The 17,778-nt window shown below is 37.7% G+C and carries 17 protein-coding genes and 3 tRNA genes; all 20 read left to right on the forward strand.

From position 1 onward, the window contains the following. The first annotated feature begins 24 nt into the window (after positions 1 to 24). Positions 25 to 879, forward strand: coding sequence for a mechanosensitive ion channel family protein (locus TSYNT_RS04440; RefSeq protein WP_238142641.1), 855 nt, complete (start codon positions 25 to 27; stop codon positions 877 to 879). Beyond that, positions 876 to 1,088 carry a DUF951 domain-containing protein gene (locus TSYNT_RS04445; RefSeq protein ID WP_174221080.1) on the forward strand — a complete coding sequence of 71 codons (213 nt, stop codon included), beginning with the start codon at positions 876 to 878 and terminating at the stop codon, positions 1,086 to 1,088. Before TSYNT_RS04440 ends, TSYNT_RS04445 begins: the two co-directional genes overlap by 4 nt. 69 nt (positions 1,089 to 1,157) lie before the next feature. Further along, complete coding sequence (gene rpsF, locus TSYNT_RS04450) at positions 1,158 to 1,445, forward strand: 30S ribosomal protein S6 (RefSeq protein WP_059032122.1); 288 nt, start codon at positions 1,158 to 1,160, stop codon at positions 1,443 to 1,445. A gap of 12 nt (positions 1,446 to 1,457) precedes the next feature. Next, positions 1,458 to 1,877 (forward strand): single-stranded DNA-binding protein, encoded by a 420-nt coding sequence (locus TSYNT_RS04455; protein WP_059032124.1) that lies wholly within the window; start codon positions 1,458 to 1,460, stop codon positions 1,875 to 1,877. Between the two features lie 25 nt (positions 1,878 to 1,902). Further along, entirely contained in the window at positions 1,903 to 2,127 is a 225-nt protein-coding gene (gene rpsR / locus TSYNT_RS04460) for a 30S ribosomal protein S18 (RefSeq protein ID WP_059032126.1), read from the forward strand. A gap of 46 nt (positions 2,128 to 2,173) precedes the next feature. Next, complete coding sequence (locus tag TSYNT_RS04465; protein ID WP_059032128.1) at positions 2,174 to 3,115, forward strand: YybS family protein; 942 nt, start codon at positions 2,174 to 2,176, stop codon at positions 3,113 to 3,115. Positions 3,116 to 3,153: 38 nt separating this feature from the next. Next, entirely contained in the window at positions 3,154 to 5,130 is a 1,977-nt protein-coding gene (locus TSYNT_RS04470) for a DHH family phosphoesterase (RefSeq protein WP_059032130.1), read from the forward strand. Further along, complete coding sequence (gene rplI / locus TSYNT_RS04475) at positions 5,127 to 5,573, forward strand: 50S ribosomal protein L9 (RefSeq protein WP_059032132.1); 447 nt, start codon at positions 5,127 to 5,129, stop codon at positions 5,571 to 5,573. Before TSYNT_RS04470 ends, rplI begins: the two co-directional genes overlap by 4 nt. Before the next feature lie 8 nt (positions 5,574 to 5,581). After that, complete coding sequence (gene dnaB / locus TSYNT_RS04480) at positions 5,582 to 6,922, forward strand: replicative DNA helicase (RefSeq protein WP_059032134.1); 1,341 nt, start codon at positions 5,582 to 5,584, stop codon at positions 6,920 to 6,922. A gap of 43 nt (positions 6,923 to 6,965) precedes the next feature. Then, positions 6,966 to 8,351 carry an NAD(P)/FAD-dependent oxidoreductase gene (locus tag TSYNT_RS04485; RefSeq protein ID WP_059032335.1) on the forward strand — a complete coding sequence of 462 codons (1,386 nt, stop codon included), beginning with the start codon at positions 6,966 to 6,968 and terminating at the stop codon, positions 8,349 to 8,351. A gap of 207 nt (positions 8,352 to 8,558) precedes the next feature. Further along, a tRNA-Lys gene (locus TSYNT_RS04490) sits at positions 8,559 to 8,634 on the forward strand. A gap of 5 nt (positions 8,635 to 8,639) precedes the next feature. After that, positions 8,640 to 8,714, forward strand: a tRNA-Glu gene (locus TSYNT_RS04495). 45 nt (positions 8,715 to 8,759) lie between these two features. Then, a tRNA-Gly gene (locus TSYNT_RS04500) sits at positions 8,760 to 8,834 on the forward strand. Between the two features lie 358 nt (positions 8,835 to 9,192). Then, positions 9,193 to 10,569 (forward strand): peptidoglycan DD-metalloendopeptidase family protein, encoded by a 1,377-nt coding sequence (locus TSYNT_RS04505; protein WP_059032136.1) that lies wholly within the window; start codon positions 9,193 to 9,195, stop codon positions 10,567 to 10,569. 644 nt (positions 10,570 to 11,213) lie between these two features. Next, positions 11,214 to 13,976: a sigma-54-dependent transcriptional regulator gene (locus tag TSYNT_RS04510; RefSeq protein WP_059032138.1), complete on the forward strand. Its 2,763-nt coding sequence runs from the start codon at positions 11,214 to 11,216 to the stop codon at positions 13,974 to 13,976. Between the two features lie 120 nt (positions 13,977 to 14,096). Then, positions 14,097 to 14,531, forward strand: a complete 435-nt coding sequence (locus tag TSYNT_RS04515; RefSeq protein ID WP_059032140.1) for a PTS sugar transporter subunit IIA — start codon at positions 14,097 to 14,099, stop codon at positions 14,529 to 14,531. A 44-nt stretch (positions 14,532 to 14,575) separates the two neighbouring features. Continuing rightward, a complete protein-coding gene (locus tag TSYNT_RS04520) occupies positions 14,576 to 15,472 on the forward strand; it encodes a sugar phosphate isomerase/epimerase family protein (RefSeq protein WP_059032142.1) in 897 nt (298 codons plus the stop codon). Beyond that, positions 15,456 to 15,929, forward strand: coding sequence for a PTS sugar transporter subunit IIB (locus TSYNT_RS04525; protein WP_059032144.1), 474 nt, complete (start codon positions 15,456 to 15,458; stop codon positions 15,927 to 15,929). The genes TSYNT_RS04520 and TSYNT_RS04525 overlap by 17 nt, the downstream gene beginning before the upstream one ends. Before the next feature lie 239 nt (positions 15,930 to 16,168). Next, positions 16,169 to 16,945, forward strand: coding sequence for a PTS mannose/fructose/sorbose/N-acetylgalactosamine transporter subunit IIC (locus TSYNT_RS04530; protein ID WP_202859722.1), 777 nt, complete (start codon positions 16,169 to 16,171; stop codon positions 16,943 to 16,945). Next, positions 16,932 to 17,768 carry a PTS system mannose/fructose/sorbose family transporter subunit IID gene (locus TSYNT_RS04535; RefSeq protein ID WP_059032146.1) on the forward strand — a complete coding sequence of 279 codons (837 nt, stop codon included), beginning with the start codon at positions 16,932 to 16,934 and terminating at the stop codon, positions 17,766 to 17,768. The genes TSYNT_RS04530 and TSYNT_RS04535 overlap by 14 nt, the downstream gene beginning before the upstream one ends. Positions 17,769 to 17,778: the final 10 nt, after the last annotated feature.

Below are 17,778 nucleotides of genomic sequence, written 5' to 3' on the forward strand. Positions count from 1 at the left end.
TGAGGTGACGGTGTTTTGAATAATATGTCACAACTATATAATGATTTACTTAGCAAACTTCCTGCATTTGCTGTACCCCTTGTAAAAATTTTAATAGTGTGGTATGCGGCAGTTATATTTATCAAGATTGCGGAAAGATTTGTAACACAGGTTTTTTCAAGAGGGCACTATGGCAAACAACCTGTCGATGAAAACAAGACAAGGACTATGGCAAGCCTTTTAAAAAGCATTGTAAGGTATGGGACATATTTTGTGGCAGGTGTGAATATCCTGGATATTCTGGGAATAAATACTGCGTCTTTGCTTACAGCTGCAGGAATAGGTGGTCTTGCCTTCAGCTTTGGAGCTCAAAATCTAGTAAAAGATGTTATATCCGGCTTTTTCATTATACTAGAAGATCAGTACAATATAGGAGATTATATTGAGGCGGCGGGTGTTGGGGGAACAGTTGAAGAAATAGGTATCAGAACAACAAAACTTCGGGATTTCGGGGGACAACTGCACACCATTCCTAACGGAGAAATAACAAAGGTTACAAATCATTCGCGAGGCGCCATGAGGGCAATGGTTACAGTAGGCGTAGCTTATGAAGAAAACTTGCCGGATGCCCTTGAAGCACTAAAAAGTGCCTGTGAGGAAGTTACTAAAAATAATCAAGAGATATTAGTTGAAGCTCCTTCGATACTTGGCATAGCAAATTTAGGAAAAACTGATATAGAAATAAGTATACTGGCAAAAACAATCCCAATGCAGCAGTGGAATGTGGAAAGACAGCTTAGGAAAGCAATTTTGGAAAAATTTGGTGAAAATGAAATAGAGCTACCATATCCCAGGATGGTATACATAAAAAGAGAAAGCAAAAGGGGGAAGGACAATTGACGTATAATGTGGGCGACGTAGTTCAAATGAAGAAAAAGCACCCCTGCGGCAGCGATACCTGGCAAATATGGAGAGTCGGTATGGACTTTGGAATAAAATGCACAGGCTGCGGCCGAAAAGTAATGATTCCCCGAAACAAATTTGAAAAAAGCGTTCGAAAAATTCTAGTTCAAGCAAAAAATGATGAACTTGAAAACAAAATTGATTAATGGTATAATACCTTCGGCATCTCTGCTCTGGAAAAACCGGGGCCGATTTAGTCCATGGAGGTGAAAAAGATGAGAAATTATGAGACCGTATTTATTGTTGACCCTGATCTTGAAACAGATGAAGTAAAATCACTTGTTGACAAATTTAAGGGTCTGATCGAAGAGCAAGGCGGACAGGTTTCAGATGTCGAAGAATGGGGCAAGATGAGACTTGCATACCCAATAAACGACAAACGAGAAGGGTATTATTTCTTAATGAATTTTACCGCAAACCCCGCAACAGCTCAGGAGCTGGAAAGAATTTACAAGATTACCAGCGGACTCATGAGATTTTTAGTTGTCAACAAAGAAAAATAAGAGGTGGAAACCTTGCTAAACAGAATTGTATTGATAGGCAGATTGACAAGGGATCCGGAACTTAGATTTACACCGGCTAACGGCGTTCCGGTAACTCAATTTACTATAGCTGTAGACAGGCCTTTTGTAAATCAAAAAGGCGAAAGAGAAGCGGATTTTATAAGAATCGTAGCATGGCGGAAACTTGCTGAAATATGTTCTGCAAACCTTACAAAAGGACGCCTTGTAGCAGTTGAAGGACGCCTGCAGATTAGGTCATATGACGGAAAAGACGGCCAGCGCAAATATGTGACAGAGGTCGTAGCTGATACTGTCCAGTTTTTGGATAAAGCCAAATCCGGACCCAATGATGACAGTCCTGACAATTTTGATGCAGATTTTAGTTTTGATCCCGGCTTAGATGACATAGAGGGCGACGGAGTGCCTTTCTAAAAGCAATTGAAAGGAGGAATATAACTTGAAACCAAAAAGAGTTAAAAAGAAAAAAGTTTGCAGTTTTTGTGCAGATAAGATAGAACATATCGATTATAAGGAATATGGCCGCTTACGGAAATATATAACTGAGCGTGGCAAGATCCTGCCTCGGCGCATCACAGGCAATTGCGCAAAACATCAACGGCAGCTTACAATTGCAATAAAAAGAGTAAGGAATCTCGCTTTGCTACCATTTACATCAGAATAGAGAGGGTCTACCCTCTCTTTTTTGCCATAACAAGGAGGTAAATTTGATGCAATCCAATAGCACCAAATCTCTTATCGAGGGAGCGCTGCTTGCCGCAATAAATGTTATCCTCAGTTTAATGGCGATATATATGCCGATAATGGGCACATTTGCTACCTTGGTATGGCCGGTACCAATCGTCATACTTGTTGTAAGACATGGGATAAGGACGGCCACGCTTTCTATGATAGTAGCCGGCATAATAGTAGCAATGGTAAGCGGTCCCTTCCAAGCTGTAGGCATTGTACTAGGTTTCGGAATTTTAGGCCTGGTTATAGGATGGACTATAAAAAAAGATGCTTCTCCTTTTAAAGTAATAGCCTTTGGCAGTGTAGCTTCCATGATTTCTATTTTGATACTAATGCTTATTAGCATGTGGGTAATGGGGATAAATCCCATTACACAAGAACTAGACATTTTAAAAGAATCAATTTCGATGACCACTGAATTTTACAATAAACTCGGTGTAGATCCTAAAGCAATAGAAACCACAGTCGAAAGTTTTAACAAAGCTTTAGACATCTTACCTCTTATAATTCCTGCCATCTTCATAATAGCATCAGTTTTTGATGCATTCCTAACCTATATGATAACAAAGGCAGTAATGTCGCGCATGGGACAAAAGCTTAGAGATTTTACTCCATTTGTCTTGTGGCGGTTTCCGGATTATACTGTAGCAATTTTCCTTTTAGGAAGCGTATTGGTAATGTTAGAGCCATATTGGCCAAAGGGAATACTTAAGGCTATTGGAATGAATTTGGTTATTGTTTTTGGATGCATACTTTTTCTACAAGGCTTGTCACTGCTCACTTATTACCTTGCAAAATTTAACGTAGGAAAATTCTTTAGGGCCATTATTGCTTTCTTTGTCCTTTTCAATCCTTTATTCTTACAAATAGTGTTTTTCGCAGGCTTCTTTGATGTTCTGTTCAATTTTCGCAAGATATAGTTAAATGCAAAACATAATTATCATGCGAGGTATTTGCCATGACACAAAAAAGTAAGAAACGAGTCCTTTGGGCGGCAGTTTTCTTTACAGCGATTCTTGCCGCAATCACCTGTATATTTTACGACTACAAAATAGCGGCAGCGCTTTTACCTATTCTCGCTCTGCTCCTTTACTACTTGTTGTCTGCAAAGGAAGGTAGGCCCTTGCCTTCAATTATCGAACCTACAGTGTCTTTTAATAAGGCGCTTTGGAAAGAAATAGCGAATAAGACAAGTTCTGCCATTGCCCTTACGGGCGCAAACGATAGGATAATCTGGGAAAATATGGCTTTTACAAATAAAATCCAAAAACCAGGTCAGCGTATATCCCATGTAGTTGATATATTATCTGCTGATGTGCTTGAAACCTTAGAGAAAGAACCGGCAGAAGTTGACATTGGCAGTGAGCGCTTTTTAGTCAAAAAGGTCAAAATCCAGGCTAATAACAAGAAACCTGAAAAGATGCTCCAGATTTATTATTTTGACGATATAACACAGATATACAATCTAAAGCTGCAGCTTAGAGAAAAAGAGACTGTGGTCTGTTATGTTTATGTAGACAATTTTGATGAAGTCATGGTAGCTTGTGGAGAAGAAAACCGATTAGAACTTCTTGCAGAGATAGATAAAACAATAACAAAATGGGTATATAATTACAACGGACTTGTGAGAAAATACGATAATGACAAATATTTGGTACTAATGAGCCTAAAGGATTTTAAGAAGGCAGAGGAAGCAAAGCTGAATATACTCGATGCGATTCGAGAAATTAAGGCAGGCAAAACTATGACTCCGACGCTCAGCATAGGAGCGGCTTACGGTGAGCCATCTTTAACAAAAGCGGGAAAAATAGCGCAAAACGCTTTAGAGCTTTGCCTTGGCAGAGGTGGAGACCAGGCAGTAGTGAAAGCTGAAGGAAAGACGTATTTTTACGGCGGCAAGACCGAAGAAATGAACAAATACAGCCGTGTCAGAGTCAGAGTAATTGCTCATGCACTGGGGGATTTAGTGGAAGAGTCGGACTCAGTGATGATAATAGGACACCTGTTTTTAGACATGGATGCCCTTGGAGCTGCGGCGGGCCTGGCAAATGCGGTAAAAAGCATGAATAAACCGGGATATATAATCTTGACCCCTGAACAAACATCGTCGGTTGATTCCCTTCTTGAACTCCTACTTACAGATGAGGAGATAAAGGGAAGCTTTATTGAGGAATCTGAAGCATTAAACAAGATTACTAAAAAGACTCTACTTATAGTTGTAGATACACATAAGCCTTCACTTGTAATGTCACAAAAAATTCTTGAGAAAGCCGAAAGAGTAGTTGTAATAGATCACCACCGCCGAGGCGAAGAATTTATAGATAAGGCATTGCTTGTTTATTTAGAGCCCTATGCATCGTCAACCAGCGAGATAGTAACAGAGATAATACAATACATGGGCGATGATATTAAAATTTCACCAATCGTTGCAACTGCCATGCTAGCAGGTATTGCGGTAGATACGCGTAACTTTGCGTTTAAAACCGGCGCCCGAACCTTTGAAGCAGCTTCGTATCTTAGACGAGCAGGAGCAGATCCCACTATGGTATACAAACTATTTCAAGAAGATGCAGATGCGGTTTACGAAAGGGCAAAGGTACTGCAAAGAGCGCAGCAGGTGGCAGAACATGTGGTTATTTCATATTTTGATGAGGAACCTAAAAATCCGACAGTTGCAGCTGCTCAGGCTGCCAATGGCCTTATAGGACTAAAGGGAATTTCTGCCTCCTTTGTTTTAGCCCCCATGGGAGAAAGGATAACAATAAGCGCTCGTTCTTTAGGAGATATAAACGTTCACAGAATTTTGGAGGAATTAGGCGGAGGCGGACATATGACCGTAGCGGGAGCTCAACTTTCTAATGTGACTATGGAAGAGGCTATTGAAAAAGTTAAAGAGGCAATTTTGAAACACTTGAAGGAAGGTGAAACAAATTGAAGGTTATATTACTGGAAGATGTGAAGAGTCTCGGAAAAAGAGGAGACATGGTGAATGTAGCCGATGGTTACGCAAGAAATTACTTATTTCCCAGGAATTTGGCCATTGAAGCTACAGAAGGAAGCGTAAAGCAATTAGAACAGGAAAAAGCCGCAATGGAGAAAAAGAAGCAAAAAGAGATAGAGACGGCAAAAAAGATTGCTGAGAAACTTTCAAATATGACGGTCACAATCAAAGTAAAATCAGGGGAAAACGGAAAATTGTTTGGTTCGGTTACATCTAAAGATGTGGCGGATGCGCTAAAAACGCAGTGCAAAATTAACATAGATAAGCGTAAAATAGAGCTTGATGAACCGATAAAATCTCTTGGAAATTATGCAGTTGAAGTAAAACTTGCGCCCGAAGTGCAGACAAAACTTACTGTTAAAATAGTCGAAGGGTGACGACATATATGGACAGCTTGAAAGTTCCTCCATATAATCTAGAGGCAGAGCAGTCGGTTTTAGGATCAATGCTTTTATCGAAAGAAGCCATTGTTGTAGCTGCTGAAAAGCTTCAGCCCCAAGATTTTTATAAAGATTCTCATAAAAGTATATTTGAAGTTATAGTAAATTTGTATGAAAACAGAGAGCCGGCAGATCTTGTAACAGTAACAGAGGCTCTAAGATCTGCCAAAATATTGGAACAAATCGGCGGCGTGACTTATCTTACTTATCTTACGGAGGTAGTACCTACTGCCGCAAATGTAGAATACTACTGCAAGATTGTGGAAGAAAAGGCGATTATCCGACGACTTATCAATACTACCTCCGAAATATTATCTATGGCATATGATGCCCAACGCGAAGTGGAAGAGCTTTTAGATGAAGCCGAGCGAAGAATTTTTGAGATTGCACAAAAAAGACGCGTTGAAAACTTTCATCATATAAAAGAGATACTGTTTGACACATTTGAACATATAGAAAAACTATACAATTCTGCAGGAGGAATCACCGGCGTGCCTACCGGTTTTCCCGACCTTGACGAAAAAACTTCCGGTTTGCAGCCATCAGACCTTATCCTTATTGCTGCAAGACCCAGCATGGGTAAAACTGCCTTTGCTTTAAACATCGCACAGAATGCCGCGATTCGCCACAGTATTCCTGTAGCCATCTTTAGCTTGGAAATGTCCAAAGAACAGTTAGTTCAGCGAATGCTTTGCGCCGAATCTAATGTGGACAGCCACAAACTTAGGACGGGAAGACTAGAAGAAGAGGATTGGCCAAGGCTGGCAAGGGCTATGGGGCCGCTTTCAGAGGCACCGATTTATATAGATGATACTCCCGGCATTTCTTCTTTAGAACTTAGGGCAAAAGCAAGAAGATTGAAAGCAGAAAAAGGTCTAGGTCTTGTAATAATTGATTATCTTCAGCTTATGTCAGGCCGTATAGGTTCTGAAAACCGGCAGCAAGAGATTTCCGAAATTTCTCGTGCACTTAAGGCTTTAGCAAGAGAACTTTCGGTGCCGGTTGTAGCTCTTTCACAGCTTTCACGAGCACCGGAAATGAGAGCCGATCACAAGCCGATTTTAAGTGATCTTCGTGAGTCAGGCAGTCAGGAGCAGGACTCTGATGTAGTAGCATTTTTGTACAGGGAAGATTACTACAATCCTGATACGGATAAAAAGAATATTGCAGAAGTAATAATTGCCAAACAGCGCAACGGCCCTACAGGCACTGTGGAGCTGGTATGGCTTCCTAAATTCACAAAATTTGCTAGCTTGGAGAAATTTCGTCAAACTCAAGTTAGCTAAAAAATTAATGTATAAACTTTTGGAACTGAAAGTAGGTATTTTTATGCGCGAAAAATATGACGTAATTATAGTAGGAGCCGGCCCTGCCGGCATTTTTACAGCCCTTGAGCTTATAGAACATGCCCCCGAGCTTTCAATACTTGTTATTGAAAAAGGAGAAGATATCGAGAAACGAAAATGCCCCTTGAAAGAAAAAACCAGCACCAAATGCATGCGTTGCAACCCATGTTCGATTGTGAGCGGGTGGGGAGGGGCAGGAGCTTTCAGTGATGGTAAGCTTACACTTACCACAGAATTCGGGGGCTGGCTTGATGAATATTTGCCAAAAGAAGAAGTAATGGAATTAATAAATTATGTGGACAGCATATACGTAAGATTTGGCGGGACAAAGGAAATCTATGGCACAGAAGATGAAAAAATTCGAGAGCTGCAACGAAAAGCAGCTACTGCTGATTTAAGACTCATACCTGCAAAATTAAAACATCTTGGAACTGAAACCTGCGCAAAAATATTAAAAAATATGAAGGATTATCTGGAACAAAAAGTCCAGATAAAAACAAATACTGAGGTTATAAAACTCATTGTTGAAGATACCCGAGTGCGAGGAATAAAAACCGCAGATGGCAATGAATATTTTGCCGATTATGTAGTCGTGGTGCCTGGCAGGGAGGGATCTGAGTGGTTTTCAAAGCAAGCAGGTTCTTTAAAGCTTCCAATGTCGATTAACCCTGTGGACATCGGAGTTAGAGTAGAGGTTCCGGCTGTTATAATGGAAGATTTAACTGATGTAGTATATGAATCAAAACTAATATACTATTCCAAGTCCTTTGATGATAAAGTCCGGACTTTTTGTATGAATCCCTATGGCGAAGTAGTTATGGAAAACAACAATGGTCTTGTAACGGTAAATGGCCATAGCTATTCCGACCGCAGAACAGAAAACACAAACTTTGCACTGCTGGTAAGCAAGACATTTACTGAGCCTTTTAAGGAGCCCATCGCATATGGCAAGAATATTGCGACACTGGCGAATATGTTAGGCGGCGGTGTACTTGTCCAGAGGCTTGGAGACTTGCTTTCAGGAAGAAGGTCTACGCCTGAACGCATAAAAAGAGGACTGGTGGAGCCTACTTTAAAAGAAGCAACGCCGGGAGACTTGAGCCTGGTATTTCCTTACAGGCATATGGTAAGTATCTTAGAGATGTTAGAGGCCCTAAGCAAAGTTGTGCCTGGCGTAAATTCCTATCACACCCTGCTTTATGGTGCAGAAGTCAAATTTTACTCGGCTCGTCCGGCGCTGACCTCTAGTCTTGAGACGCAAATAAAAAATCTTTTTGCAGCAGGGGATGGAGCTGGCGTGACTCGTGGCCTCGCCCAGGCATCGGCTTCGGGAGTAATAGTTGCAAGGGAGATATTAAAACGTGTATAAGATTTAACAGCACAGGAGAACATACACAATGAGCAGGGGAAGTAACATGGGACGGTTAGAGACCGCTGAAAAACTAATCTTTTCATCCTAACTGCATCAAAAAACAACACGAAAGAACCGTCCCTGTGCTCGCTTCTCTGCTCGTTTTTCAAAAAAAGGGTTGACAGCCTAAAACTTTTATAGTAATATAGTAACTGCTGTTTTAATGAGCCATTAGCTCAGTCGGCAGAGCACCTGACTTTTAATCAGGGCGTCCCGCGTTCGAGTCGCGGATGGCTCACCATTTGTGGCCCCGTGGTCAAGTGGTTAAGACATCGCCCTTTCACGGCGGTATCAGGGGTTCGAATCCCCTCGGGGTCACCATAAGATTGACAAAACATGGTGGCGGTTTTATAATATATTTAGTGGGCGGAAATAGCTCAGCGGTAGAGCATCGGCTTCCCAAGCCGAGGGCCGCGGGTTCAAATCCCGTTTTCCGCTCCAAATATGACACAGATAGGTTTTTGGAGATTATAATTCTTCCAAAAACCTTTATTTTTTAAGTATGTCGAATACGCTTCTCAGAGACTTTTTACACCGTTTAGAAAATTGTATCCTTACAGAAAAATTGAAGCTCTTACTGCAAAAAAAAAGAAAAAAATTTTAAATTAGAAGAAGGATATTTGATTTTTATGTAGAATATAATATGGTGTGTTTGTTACAAATATATTACAAAAGTATTAAATAAATATTACTATAATGTAAGGAAGGGATGGAACTATTTAGTGCCTTTGCTTGCATGTACCGGTGAAAGTGTGTCTTATATTCTTTTGCTGTGTACAAAAAAGAAAGGAGTGGGTGAATGGAAACGTCTAAACTTAAAGAACTTTTTCTTAAGGTAAAGACCGACAAAAGGAAAAAAATGCTCTTCATAGCCGGATGCACAGCTATTGTAGTATTGCTTTTTGTAGCAGCAATTTTTAGCCGTTCGGTGATTGAGGTGAGTGTAAATGGGCAGACACTGGGAAATCTGCAAAGCTATCAAAAACTAAATGAAATCAAGGAACAGTTAGAGAAAAAATATGAGGAAAAACTCGGAACGGAAGTAAAATTTGCAGATGAAATAAAAGCCTTGCCGGTAAAAGCCATTGGGAAAAAGCTCGATTCTGACGATGAGATGATGAAAAAGCTGGAATCAGCCTTAACTTATAAATTAAAAGCTGTAGCAATTGAAGTTGGAGAAAAAGAAGTGGCGATTGTAAAGGATAAAACCACGGCTGAATCAGTGTTAAATCAGGTAAAACAGTACTACATAAGCCAGACGCCGGGAGAATTAGTGAAAGCTGAAATAGCCGAAAAAGTAAATTTTACAGAGAAATTTGTAGAACCTAAAGCACTGCTTAGCGCAGAGGATGCAAAAAATCTGATTCTAAAAGGCGCAATAGAAATCAAAACATATGAAGTTGTTGAAGGCGATAGCCTTTGGTCTATATCTCAAAAAGAAAAAATACCACTAGATGATTTGATTAAAGCAAATCCTCAGCTAAAATCTGAAGACGAATTAGCTCTTGGCGATAAAATTAACTTGACTGAAGTCAAACCACTGCTAAATGTTACAGTGGTAAAGAAGATTACATATAGTGAGGCCATACCTTATGAGACTGAAGTGCAAAAAGATAGCACAATGTGGACATGGGATCAGAAGGTAAAGCAGGCCGGGGAAAATGGTACTAAAGAAATTGCAGCAGAAGCTGTCTTTAAAAACGGTGTCAAAGTTTCTCAAACCGTTATCAGTGAAAAGGTCGTAAAAGAACCTGTAAACCGCATAGTGGCTAAAGGCACAAAGGCAGAGGTTGCATTCCGTGGAAGCGGAAGATTTTCATGGCCGGTGGTAGGACAGATAAGCTCACCATATGGATACAGAGGCAGTGAGTTTCATACAGGTATTGACATCGCTAAAAGCAGCGGCTCCCCTGTATATGCTTCAAATGGCGGAACGGTAACTTTTGCAGGCTGGAGCGGAGGTTATGGAAACCTTGTTATAATAAACCATGGTGGCGGAATTGAGACTTATTATGCTCACAATAGTTCAATTACTGTATCAGTAGGCGAGCAAGTGCAAAAAGGGCAGCAAATTGCAAGAGCGGGCTCTACCGGAAGAGCTAGCGGAAGCCATGTACATTTTGAAATTCGTATAAACGGAAGCTCGGTAAATCCTTTAAATTACTTAAATAAGTAGTAATTTTTAAGCAAGTGCCTCCTAAATTATTTTCATGCTGCGTTATATAAATCTATAGCCGCTTTTTACTTATCATATTATCATATATGTTAAGTAAGCCGAAACATGTTTTTGTTTATGCAAAGACGTTAGCATAAGAGTATCACTTGCTCTAAACAACAAGAAATATATCAAAATACAATAACACAAAAAGATAACAAGCAATAGAATAAATTTGAAATACAATAAAGAATTAAGCAATCGACAAAATCTAAAAGAAAGGGCTGCTGCCATCATGCAGCCCTATTTCTGTTATAAGGCCGAATTTAAGATTCCTTATTTACTATACTTTATTTGGAACGACAGACTGTTTTGTTGAGTGCATAATGATGACAAATTATGTAATATTACCTTGAGCCAAAGCATACAATATCATTATAAGCAGCAGCGTATATTGCCATCTTGAGCAGTCAGCTAACAATTGACACTAATGCTGCTGATTTTGAGCTGGTGCATAGCATCATACTAAGCGGCTGTACTTGGCACGATTTTTGCAATTATATATTTTTACAAGGCTTATGATGAGACTTTAGCAAACCTCCTGCAAGATTCCTATTTTTTATGGGCAATTGTTAGTTTAAAGACTTTTAGAAGGTGTATTATTTATGGGTTTAAAAGAAGAATTACTGGAATATTTAAGAAATGAGACTGAAAAATTTAATATCAAAAGGCCCTCAGCCGGCTTAACTGCAAATTATATAGCAGACGTTTTTAAAGTAAAGAGGAATACAATAAGCCACTATCTAAATCAGTTGGTAAAAGAGGGAAAGGCCTTAAAGATAAATACCAGGCCTGTTTATTTCTTGAATCGGGCGGTGTTTGAATCAAAGTTTTACCCGCTGCCCACTAACATTCTTGAAAGCTTTCAAGAACTGGAAGATCTTAAACCTGTCAAAGAGCAGGAAACTGACGTTTTTGATGAGCTAATTGGTGCAGACGGCAGCCTTAAAAAAGCCATTACTCAAATCAAGGCATCGGTGCTTTATCCGGGCGGTCTGCCTATAATTTTATGCGGACCTACAGGCGTCGGAAAAAGTTTTACGGCAGAACTTATCTATAAATATTGTTTGGAAAAAAATATACTGCCAAAAAATGCACCCTTTGTAAGCTTTAACTGCGCTCAATATGCAAACAATCCCGAGCTTTTGTCGAGTAATTTGTTTGGCTATGCAAAAGGAGCATTTACAGGGGCAAACACAACAAAAGACGGTATGCTGGCGGCAGCCGACGGCGGCATACTATTTTTAGACGAGGTTCATCGACTAAATGCAGAAGGGCAGGAGAAGCTCTTTACGCTTATGGATCAGGGAGTTTACCGAAGAATGGGAGAAAGCGACTCATGCCATCGGGTAAATGTTAGATTGATATTTGCCACCACCGAAGAACTGGAAAAAAACTTTTTAAAGACTTTCCTCCGCCGCATTCCTATACGTATAACAATCCCGAGTCTGGATGAGCGGGGAGAGGCTGAAAAAGAGCAGTTTGTGTATATGTTTTTAATAAATGAAGCAAAAAAGGTTCATTTGCCGATACGAATAACAAATCGGGCAATGGAAGCACTGACGCGCCATCGTTATACTGGGAATATGGGCGAACTTAAAAATACAATAAAATATATTGTGGCGGCATCCCTTGTTAAATCTCAAAACTTGGGAGAAGTTAGAATTACCATACAGGATTTGCCGGCAAACATAATAGAGGATAGCCTAAACTACAGTGATACAAAATTAAAAAATTCAAAGGAAATCATTATTGATGAAAACTCAACGCTTGAAAAATTATATGAGCTCAATACTTCCCACCTAAAATGTATTAAAGACACCTACGAAAAAATTCTTTCGCTTTTTGCTAATTCTAAGGAAAAAGGATTTTCCCCGGAGTATTTTCAAGAAAATCTCATTAACGAGGTAAACGCCCTTCTTGACAACCTGATATTCAACAATACTCAGCAGGAACAGGGCACAATGCTAAAACTCATGATAGCAAACGTTCAAGAAGCCCTTGAATACCTTAAGAAAAACTATGGAATAAAATTTAACGGCAACAGTATATATGCGATAGCTCACTTTTTATACTATAAAGGCAATAATTCTATTCACTGGTCAAAAAGGCAGGAACAGTTAATAAATCAGTTAATAGAAAGCATCAAGCCATTATATAAATTTGAGCAGACGTTGGTGAAATACCTGGAAACTATCTTGGAAAATAAAGTGGATGTTAAACTTGACAAACTTGATAAGGTCTTTCTTTGGATATATTTAAGAAACCTGAAAGTCGCGGAGACTCCTCAAAAAGTTAAAGCCGTAATTCTAGCTCATGGATATGCTACTGCCAGTAGTATCGCAAATGTTGTAAACAGGTTACTTGGAAAAAATATCTTCGAACCTTTTGATATGCCAATTGACATTTCAGTTGAAGAAATTGCTGCAAAAGTATTGGATTACATTAAAGACACTGATGTATCAAAAGGACTTATAATACTTGTTGATATGGGCTCACTAAAGGATATATATCAGGAGTTTAAAGACCAAGTAAAAGGCCCTATAGCGATTATAAACAACGTGTCAACTCAGATGGCGCTTTATCTGGGCAGCATGTTGGACAAGGAACTATTCTTGGAAGAAATTGTAGAAAGGCTCAAAACAGAAAACCAAATTGAATATAAGATAATTTATCCTAAAAGAAAAAAGGAAGATGTTATTATCACTTCATGCCAAACAGGGATAGGCACCGCGCTGCAGATTCAAAAACTATTAGAAGACAGTATACCGCAAGAGCTGGGCATCAAAATCTTGGCCCACGATTATAATGCACTAAGGGAATCCGGTATGAATGAAGCAATATTTAAAGTGTATAATGTACTTGCGATTATAGGGACAGCGGATCCGGGCATCAAAGAAATACCATATATTTCCCTTGAAGAGCTTATCGCAGGAGACAGTGAAGAAAAAATTCGAAAAGTCTTAAAACCGGCGGTAGGCGAAGAAGAACGCCTTTCTGAGATCAATAAAAATATTGTCAGAAATTGTTCTCTGGAACGCGTCATAGATTCGCTTACAATACTCGACTGCAACAAAATTTTGTCGGAAGTTGAGGAATTTGTAAATCAACTAGAAGTTCGCTTAAAGCGGCGAATTTCAAATGAAAGAAAGATTGGACTTTATGTTCATGTAAGCTGTCTTGTGGAAAGACTCATTCGCAGACAGCCCATTGAAACATATAAAAATATAAATAACTTTGAACAGTGTCAAAAAGAAATGATAAAAATCATCAAAGAATCTTTTAGTGTCATAGAACAGACATATAGTGTCAAAATAAATACTGCGGAAATCGGCTATATATGCGATTTCTTAACGGCCGAGGTTTAAAATAAAAGGCGTACCGGTAATTGGTACGCTTTTTGCATTATATCTTAAATATAAAAAGAATACTAAAGCTCTTTAATTTATCATCTATGTAATTAGTCAATTAATCAGGAGGATATTGAAATGATTAAATTTGTTTTCGCATCACATGGTATGCTAGCAGAAGGAATGCTTAATTCCCTTGAATTAATTATTGGAAAACAAAATAACGTTTATACAGTTTGCGCATATAAGGACGAAAATTTTGAATTAGCTAAAACAATAGATAAAATATTTGAAAGTATAGGAAGAGATGACAAACTTATCGTTATAACAGATATTTTTGGGGGAAGTATTAATAATGAATTTTTAAGTCGCTTAAATGAAAAAAAATTCTATTTAATAAGCGGTCTAAATCTTCCACTTGTGATTGATCTGGTTGTCTCACTTAAAGATAAAAATAGCATAGAAGATAAAGAATTAGATAAAAATATAACAGAAATAGTTGCACGATCTATCAAAAGTATTAAATATTGCAATCAAATTTTAGATGAGGTGCCCTGTGATGAAGATTTCTAAGTCTGTTAAAATAAATGTGACTACAGAGGGAGAAGAAAGATAAAATGTTTTCGCTAGAAAATAATTTATATGCAATGAATACCCATTACAGATATTATCCACTAGAATATTTTTTTAAAGTAGCAAAACAAAATGGCTTTAAAAATGCCGAAATTTGGCTTTGTCCTCAACACTTTTTTATAAATTATAATGAGTCAGAAAATCCAAAAAAACTTCTAGAACTTTCAAAAACCTATGATATTAAAATCAAATGTTTGTGCCCAGAGCAAAATAATCCAAAGCCTAATAATATCGCAGCTCGTGATAAATTTTTAATTTCACGCACTTATAATTATTTTAAAAGAATTATCGATTTAGCGAACTATATAGGATGTAGCAAGGTTTTAGTTACTCCAGGTTGGAATTATTATGATGAAGAACTAACAATAGCGAGAAAGAGGTCTGCTACAATGTTAAAGAACATATGCGATTATGCAGAATCAAGGAGAGTCACCTTAGTACTAGAGAGTATATGGAAACAATCATCTGATATTGCTCCAAATATTGAAAAAATAAAAACTCTAAAAGAATCAATAAATAGAAAAAATTTAAAGCTCACAATTGATCTTGGAGCTATATCTGCAGCAAATGAAAGCATAAAAGATTGGTTTGAAGCCTTTGGAGAAGATATTGAGCACTGCCATTTTGTAGATGGTAATCCAACTGGCCATTTATCGTGGGGTAGAGGTAATCGAAATATGACAAATGATTTAAAGCATTTTTATAAAAATGGATATAATGGAGGGTTTTCGCTTGAATTTGTTAATCCTGTTTGCTTTAGAAACCCTTCAGTAGAAGATTTAAAGACTATTGAAATTTTCAAAAAAAGCTTGAGCGCTTTAAGCGAACATAAAAAATGCGAGAAAATGGAGGGCAATAAACAACATGATAAAACTTTTTAGAGTAGATCATAGACTTTTACATGGCCAAGTTGCTTTTTCGTGGTGCAATGCAATAAATGCAAACGCGATTTTGATAGCTTCTGATGATGCCACTACCAACGAAATTAGGAAAACAACAATTAAGCTAGCAAAGCCAGCAGGAATAAAACTAGTTATTAAAAATGTCGAAGATGCTGCAGAAACTATAAATAGCGGAGTTACAAACAAATATAACTTGATAATTATTGTAGAAAGTATAAAGGATGCTTATAGATTATTAGAAAAAACTGAGGAAATAAAGTCGCTAAATTTAGGGGGCACTAAAAAAATTGAAGGAAGTGAGCAATTAAGTAAAGCACTTTATCTTACAGAAGAGGACAAAAAATTATTAAGAAAAATTCTAGAAAAAGGTATTGAAGTTGAAATAAGGCAAGTTCCTACTGATTCTAAAAGGATATTGACTCTAGAAATGCTATGATCTTAAAAGTCCAAAGCTGAAATAAAGGAATTATATTAAAGTGAAAGGCGTATAAAAATATTTTTAAATGTCTTAAATTAAAACTTTTAATATTTTTTTGACAAAATAAGAAGAATTGTAATCATTTTTATTTGTGTATTCTAAAGGTGGCCACCGTAGAATAAATTAATAATTAAAGAAAGAATATAAAGTTAGTCTTTCCGAAAAGCAATTTTAGCCAGACAAGGAGGTAAGGTTAAATGTTATTGATGCAATCTATTTTTATAGCCGCAATAACTTTTTTGGGGAAAGCGGATTACTGGTTAGGGACGGCTATGATAGAGCGCCCAATAGTTCTAGGACCCTTAGTTGGGTTAGCGCTTGGCAATGTCCAAAAAGGTGTAAGCATTGGATTGACTTTAGAATTAATTTTTATGGGAATGCAAGCTATAGGAGCGTCTATACCACCTGATATGGTTGTTGGTGGAGTTTTAGGGACTGCTTTTGCAATAAGTAGTGGAACAGGAACAGAAACAGCTATTGCTATAGCATTTCCTGCCGCAGTTCTCTCTGCTTTTATTGTAAATTTCTTTTATGGGGTTATTATACCTATTATGGCACGGCAGGCAGATAAAGGAGCATCAGAAGATAATTATAAAAAAATAGAGCAAGTGCACATTTTTAGTGGTTTTTTATTCGATTTAGTATTTGCAATTTTAGCGGGCTTTGCTTTTTATGCGGGAAATGCAGTTGTCCAATCAATCCTTAATGCGATTCCGAAATCTATTATAACTGGTATTCAAGTTGCTGCTGGCATTCTTCCGGCGCTAGGTTTTGCATTATTGATTCAAATGATAGCTACAAAAAGAGTTATAGTATATTTTTTTGCAGGTTTTTTATTAGTAGCATATCTAAACATTCCCATAATTGGTGTTGTAGCATTTGCAATAGCTTTACTTGGAATAATGTTTAGTTTTGGCGATTTTATTCCACAAAATAATAATTTAGAAGGTGAAATTAAAAATGATGACTTCTGATGCTAATTCTTTGAACGAATTAAACAAAGTTACTAAAAAAGAATTAAGAAGCGTGTTTTGGAGGTCATTTACAACGTCCCATTCGTGGAATTATGAAAGACAACAACATATGGCATTTTGTTACTCAATGATTCCTGTTATTAGAAAACTCTATAAAAACAAAGAAGATAGAATAGAAGCTTATAAAAGACATCTTGAATTTTATAATTCTCAAGCAACAATGCATCCTTTCATAGCAGCTATTGTAACAGCAATGGAAGAAGAAAATGCTAATAATCCAAATTTTGATGCTTCATCTATTAGCGCTATGAAAGTTGCATTAATGGGACCACTTGCAGCAATTGGAGATTCCTTATTAGCTGGCACATTAAGGATAATTGCTACAGGAATTGCTGCTGGATTTTGCACTGTGGGTAATATTCTTGGTCCGATATTATTTTTGCTTATTTACAATATACCTACAATTTCACTGCGCTATATAGGGGTAACGCAAGGATATAAACTTGGCACCACCTTTATGACAAGGATATCAGAAAGTGATATTATGGAAAAAGTTACATTTGCAACCTCGGTAGTTGGGTTAATGGTTATTGGCGCAATGGTTGCAAGTTTGGTTAATGTTACAACGCCAATTGCTTTCGGTATAGGAGAAAATAAAATAGCCCTTCAAGAAACACTTGATTCAATCTTTCCTAAGCTATTACCTTTAGTGACTACAGGAATTATTTATCAATTTATAAAAAAGAAAGCAAAAGTTATCAATGTATTAATTGGCATAATTGTTGCTGGAATTGTATTGAGTATGTTGGGCATTATAGGCTAATATAACATTT

This window comes from Tepidanaerobacter syntrophicus, from assembly GCF_001485475.2.
In the GTDB taxonomy this organism is placed as follows: Bacteria; Bacillota; Thermosediminibacteria; order Thermosediminibacterales; family Tepidanaerobacteraceae; genus Tepidanaerobacter; species Tepidanaerobacter syntrophicus.

Excerpts from the sequence above, each read along its gene's own strand:
- TSYNT_RS04440 (WP_238142641.1), top strand. The coding sequence starts at position 25 with ATGTCACAACTATATAATGATTTACTTAGCAAACTTCCTGCATTTGCT.
- rpsF (WP_059032122.1), top strand. The coding sequence starts at position 1,158 with ATGAGAAATTATGAGACCGTATTTATTGTTGACCCTGATCTTGAAACA.
- TSYNT_RS04465 (WP_059032128.1), top strand. The coding sequence starts at position 2,174 with ATGCAATCCAATAGCACCAAATCTCTTATCGAGGGAGCGCTGCTTGCC.
- TSYNT_RS04470 (WP_059032130.1), top strand. The coding sequence starts at position 3,154 with ATGACACAAAAAAGTAAGAAACGAGTCCTTTGGGCGGCAGTTTTCTTT.
- dnaB (WP_059032134.1), top strand. The coding sequence starts at position 5,582 with ATGGACAGCTTGAAAGTTCCTCCATATAATCTAGAGGCAGAGCAGTCG.
- TSYNT_RS04485 (WP_059032335.1), top strand. The coding sequence starts at position 6,966 with ATGCGCGAAAAATATGACGTAATTATAGTAGGAGCCGGCCCTGCCGGC.
- TSYNT_RS04505 (WP_059032136.1), top strand. The coding sequence starts at position 9,193 with ATGGAAACGTCTAAACTTAAAGAACTTTTTCTTAAGGTAAAGACCGAC.
- TSYNT_RS04510 (WP_059032138.1), top strand. The coding sequence starts at position 11,214 with ATGGGTTTAAAAGAAGAATTACTGGAATATTTAAGAAATGAGACTGAA.
- TSYNT_RS04515 (WP_059032140.1), top strand. The coding sequence starts at position 14,097 with ATGATTAAATTTGTTTTCGCATCACATGGTATGCTAGCAGAAGGAATG.
- TSYNT_RS04520 (WP_059032142.1), top strand. The coding sequence starts at position 14,576 with ATGTTTTCGCTAGAAAATAATTTATATGCAATGAATACCCATTACAGA.
- TSYNT_RS04525 (WP_059032144.1), top strand. The coding sequence starts at position 15,456 with ATGATAAAACTTTTTAGAGTAGATCATAGACTTTTACATGGCCAAGTT.
- TSYNT_RS04530 (WP_202859722.1), top strand. The coding sequence starts at position 16,169 with ATGTTATTGATGCAATCTATTTTTATAGCCGCAATAACTTTTTTGGGG.
- TSYNT_RS04535 (WP_059032146.1), top strand. The coding sequence starts at position 16,932 with ATGATGACTTCTGATGCTAATTCTTTGAACGAATTAAACAAAGTTACT.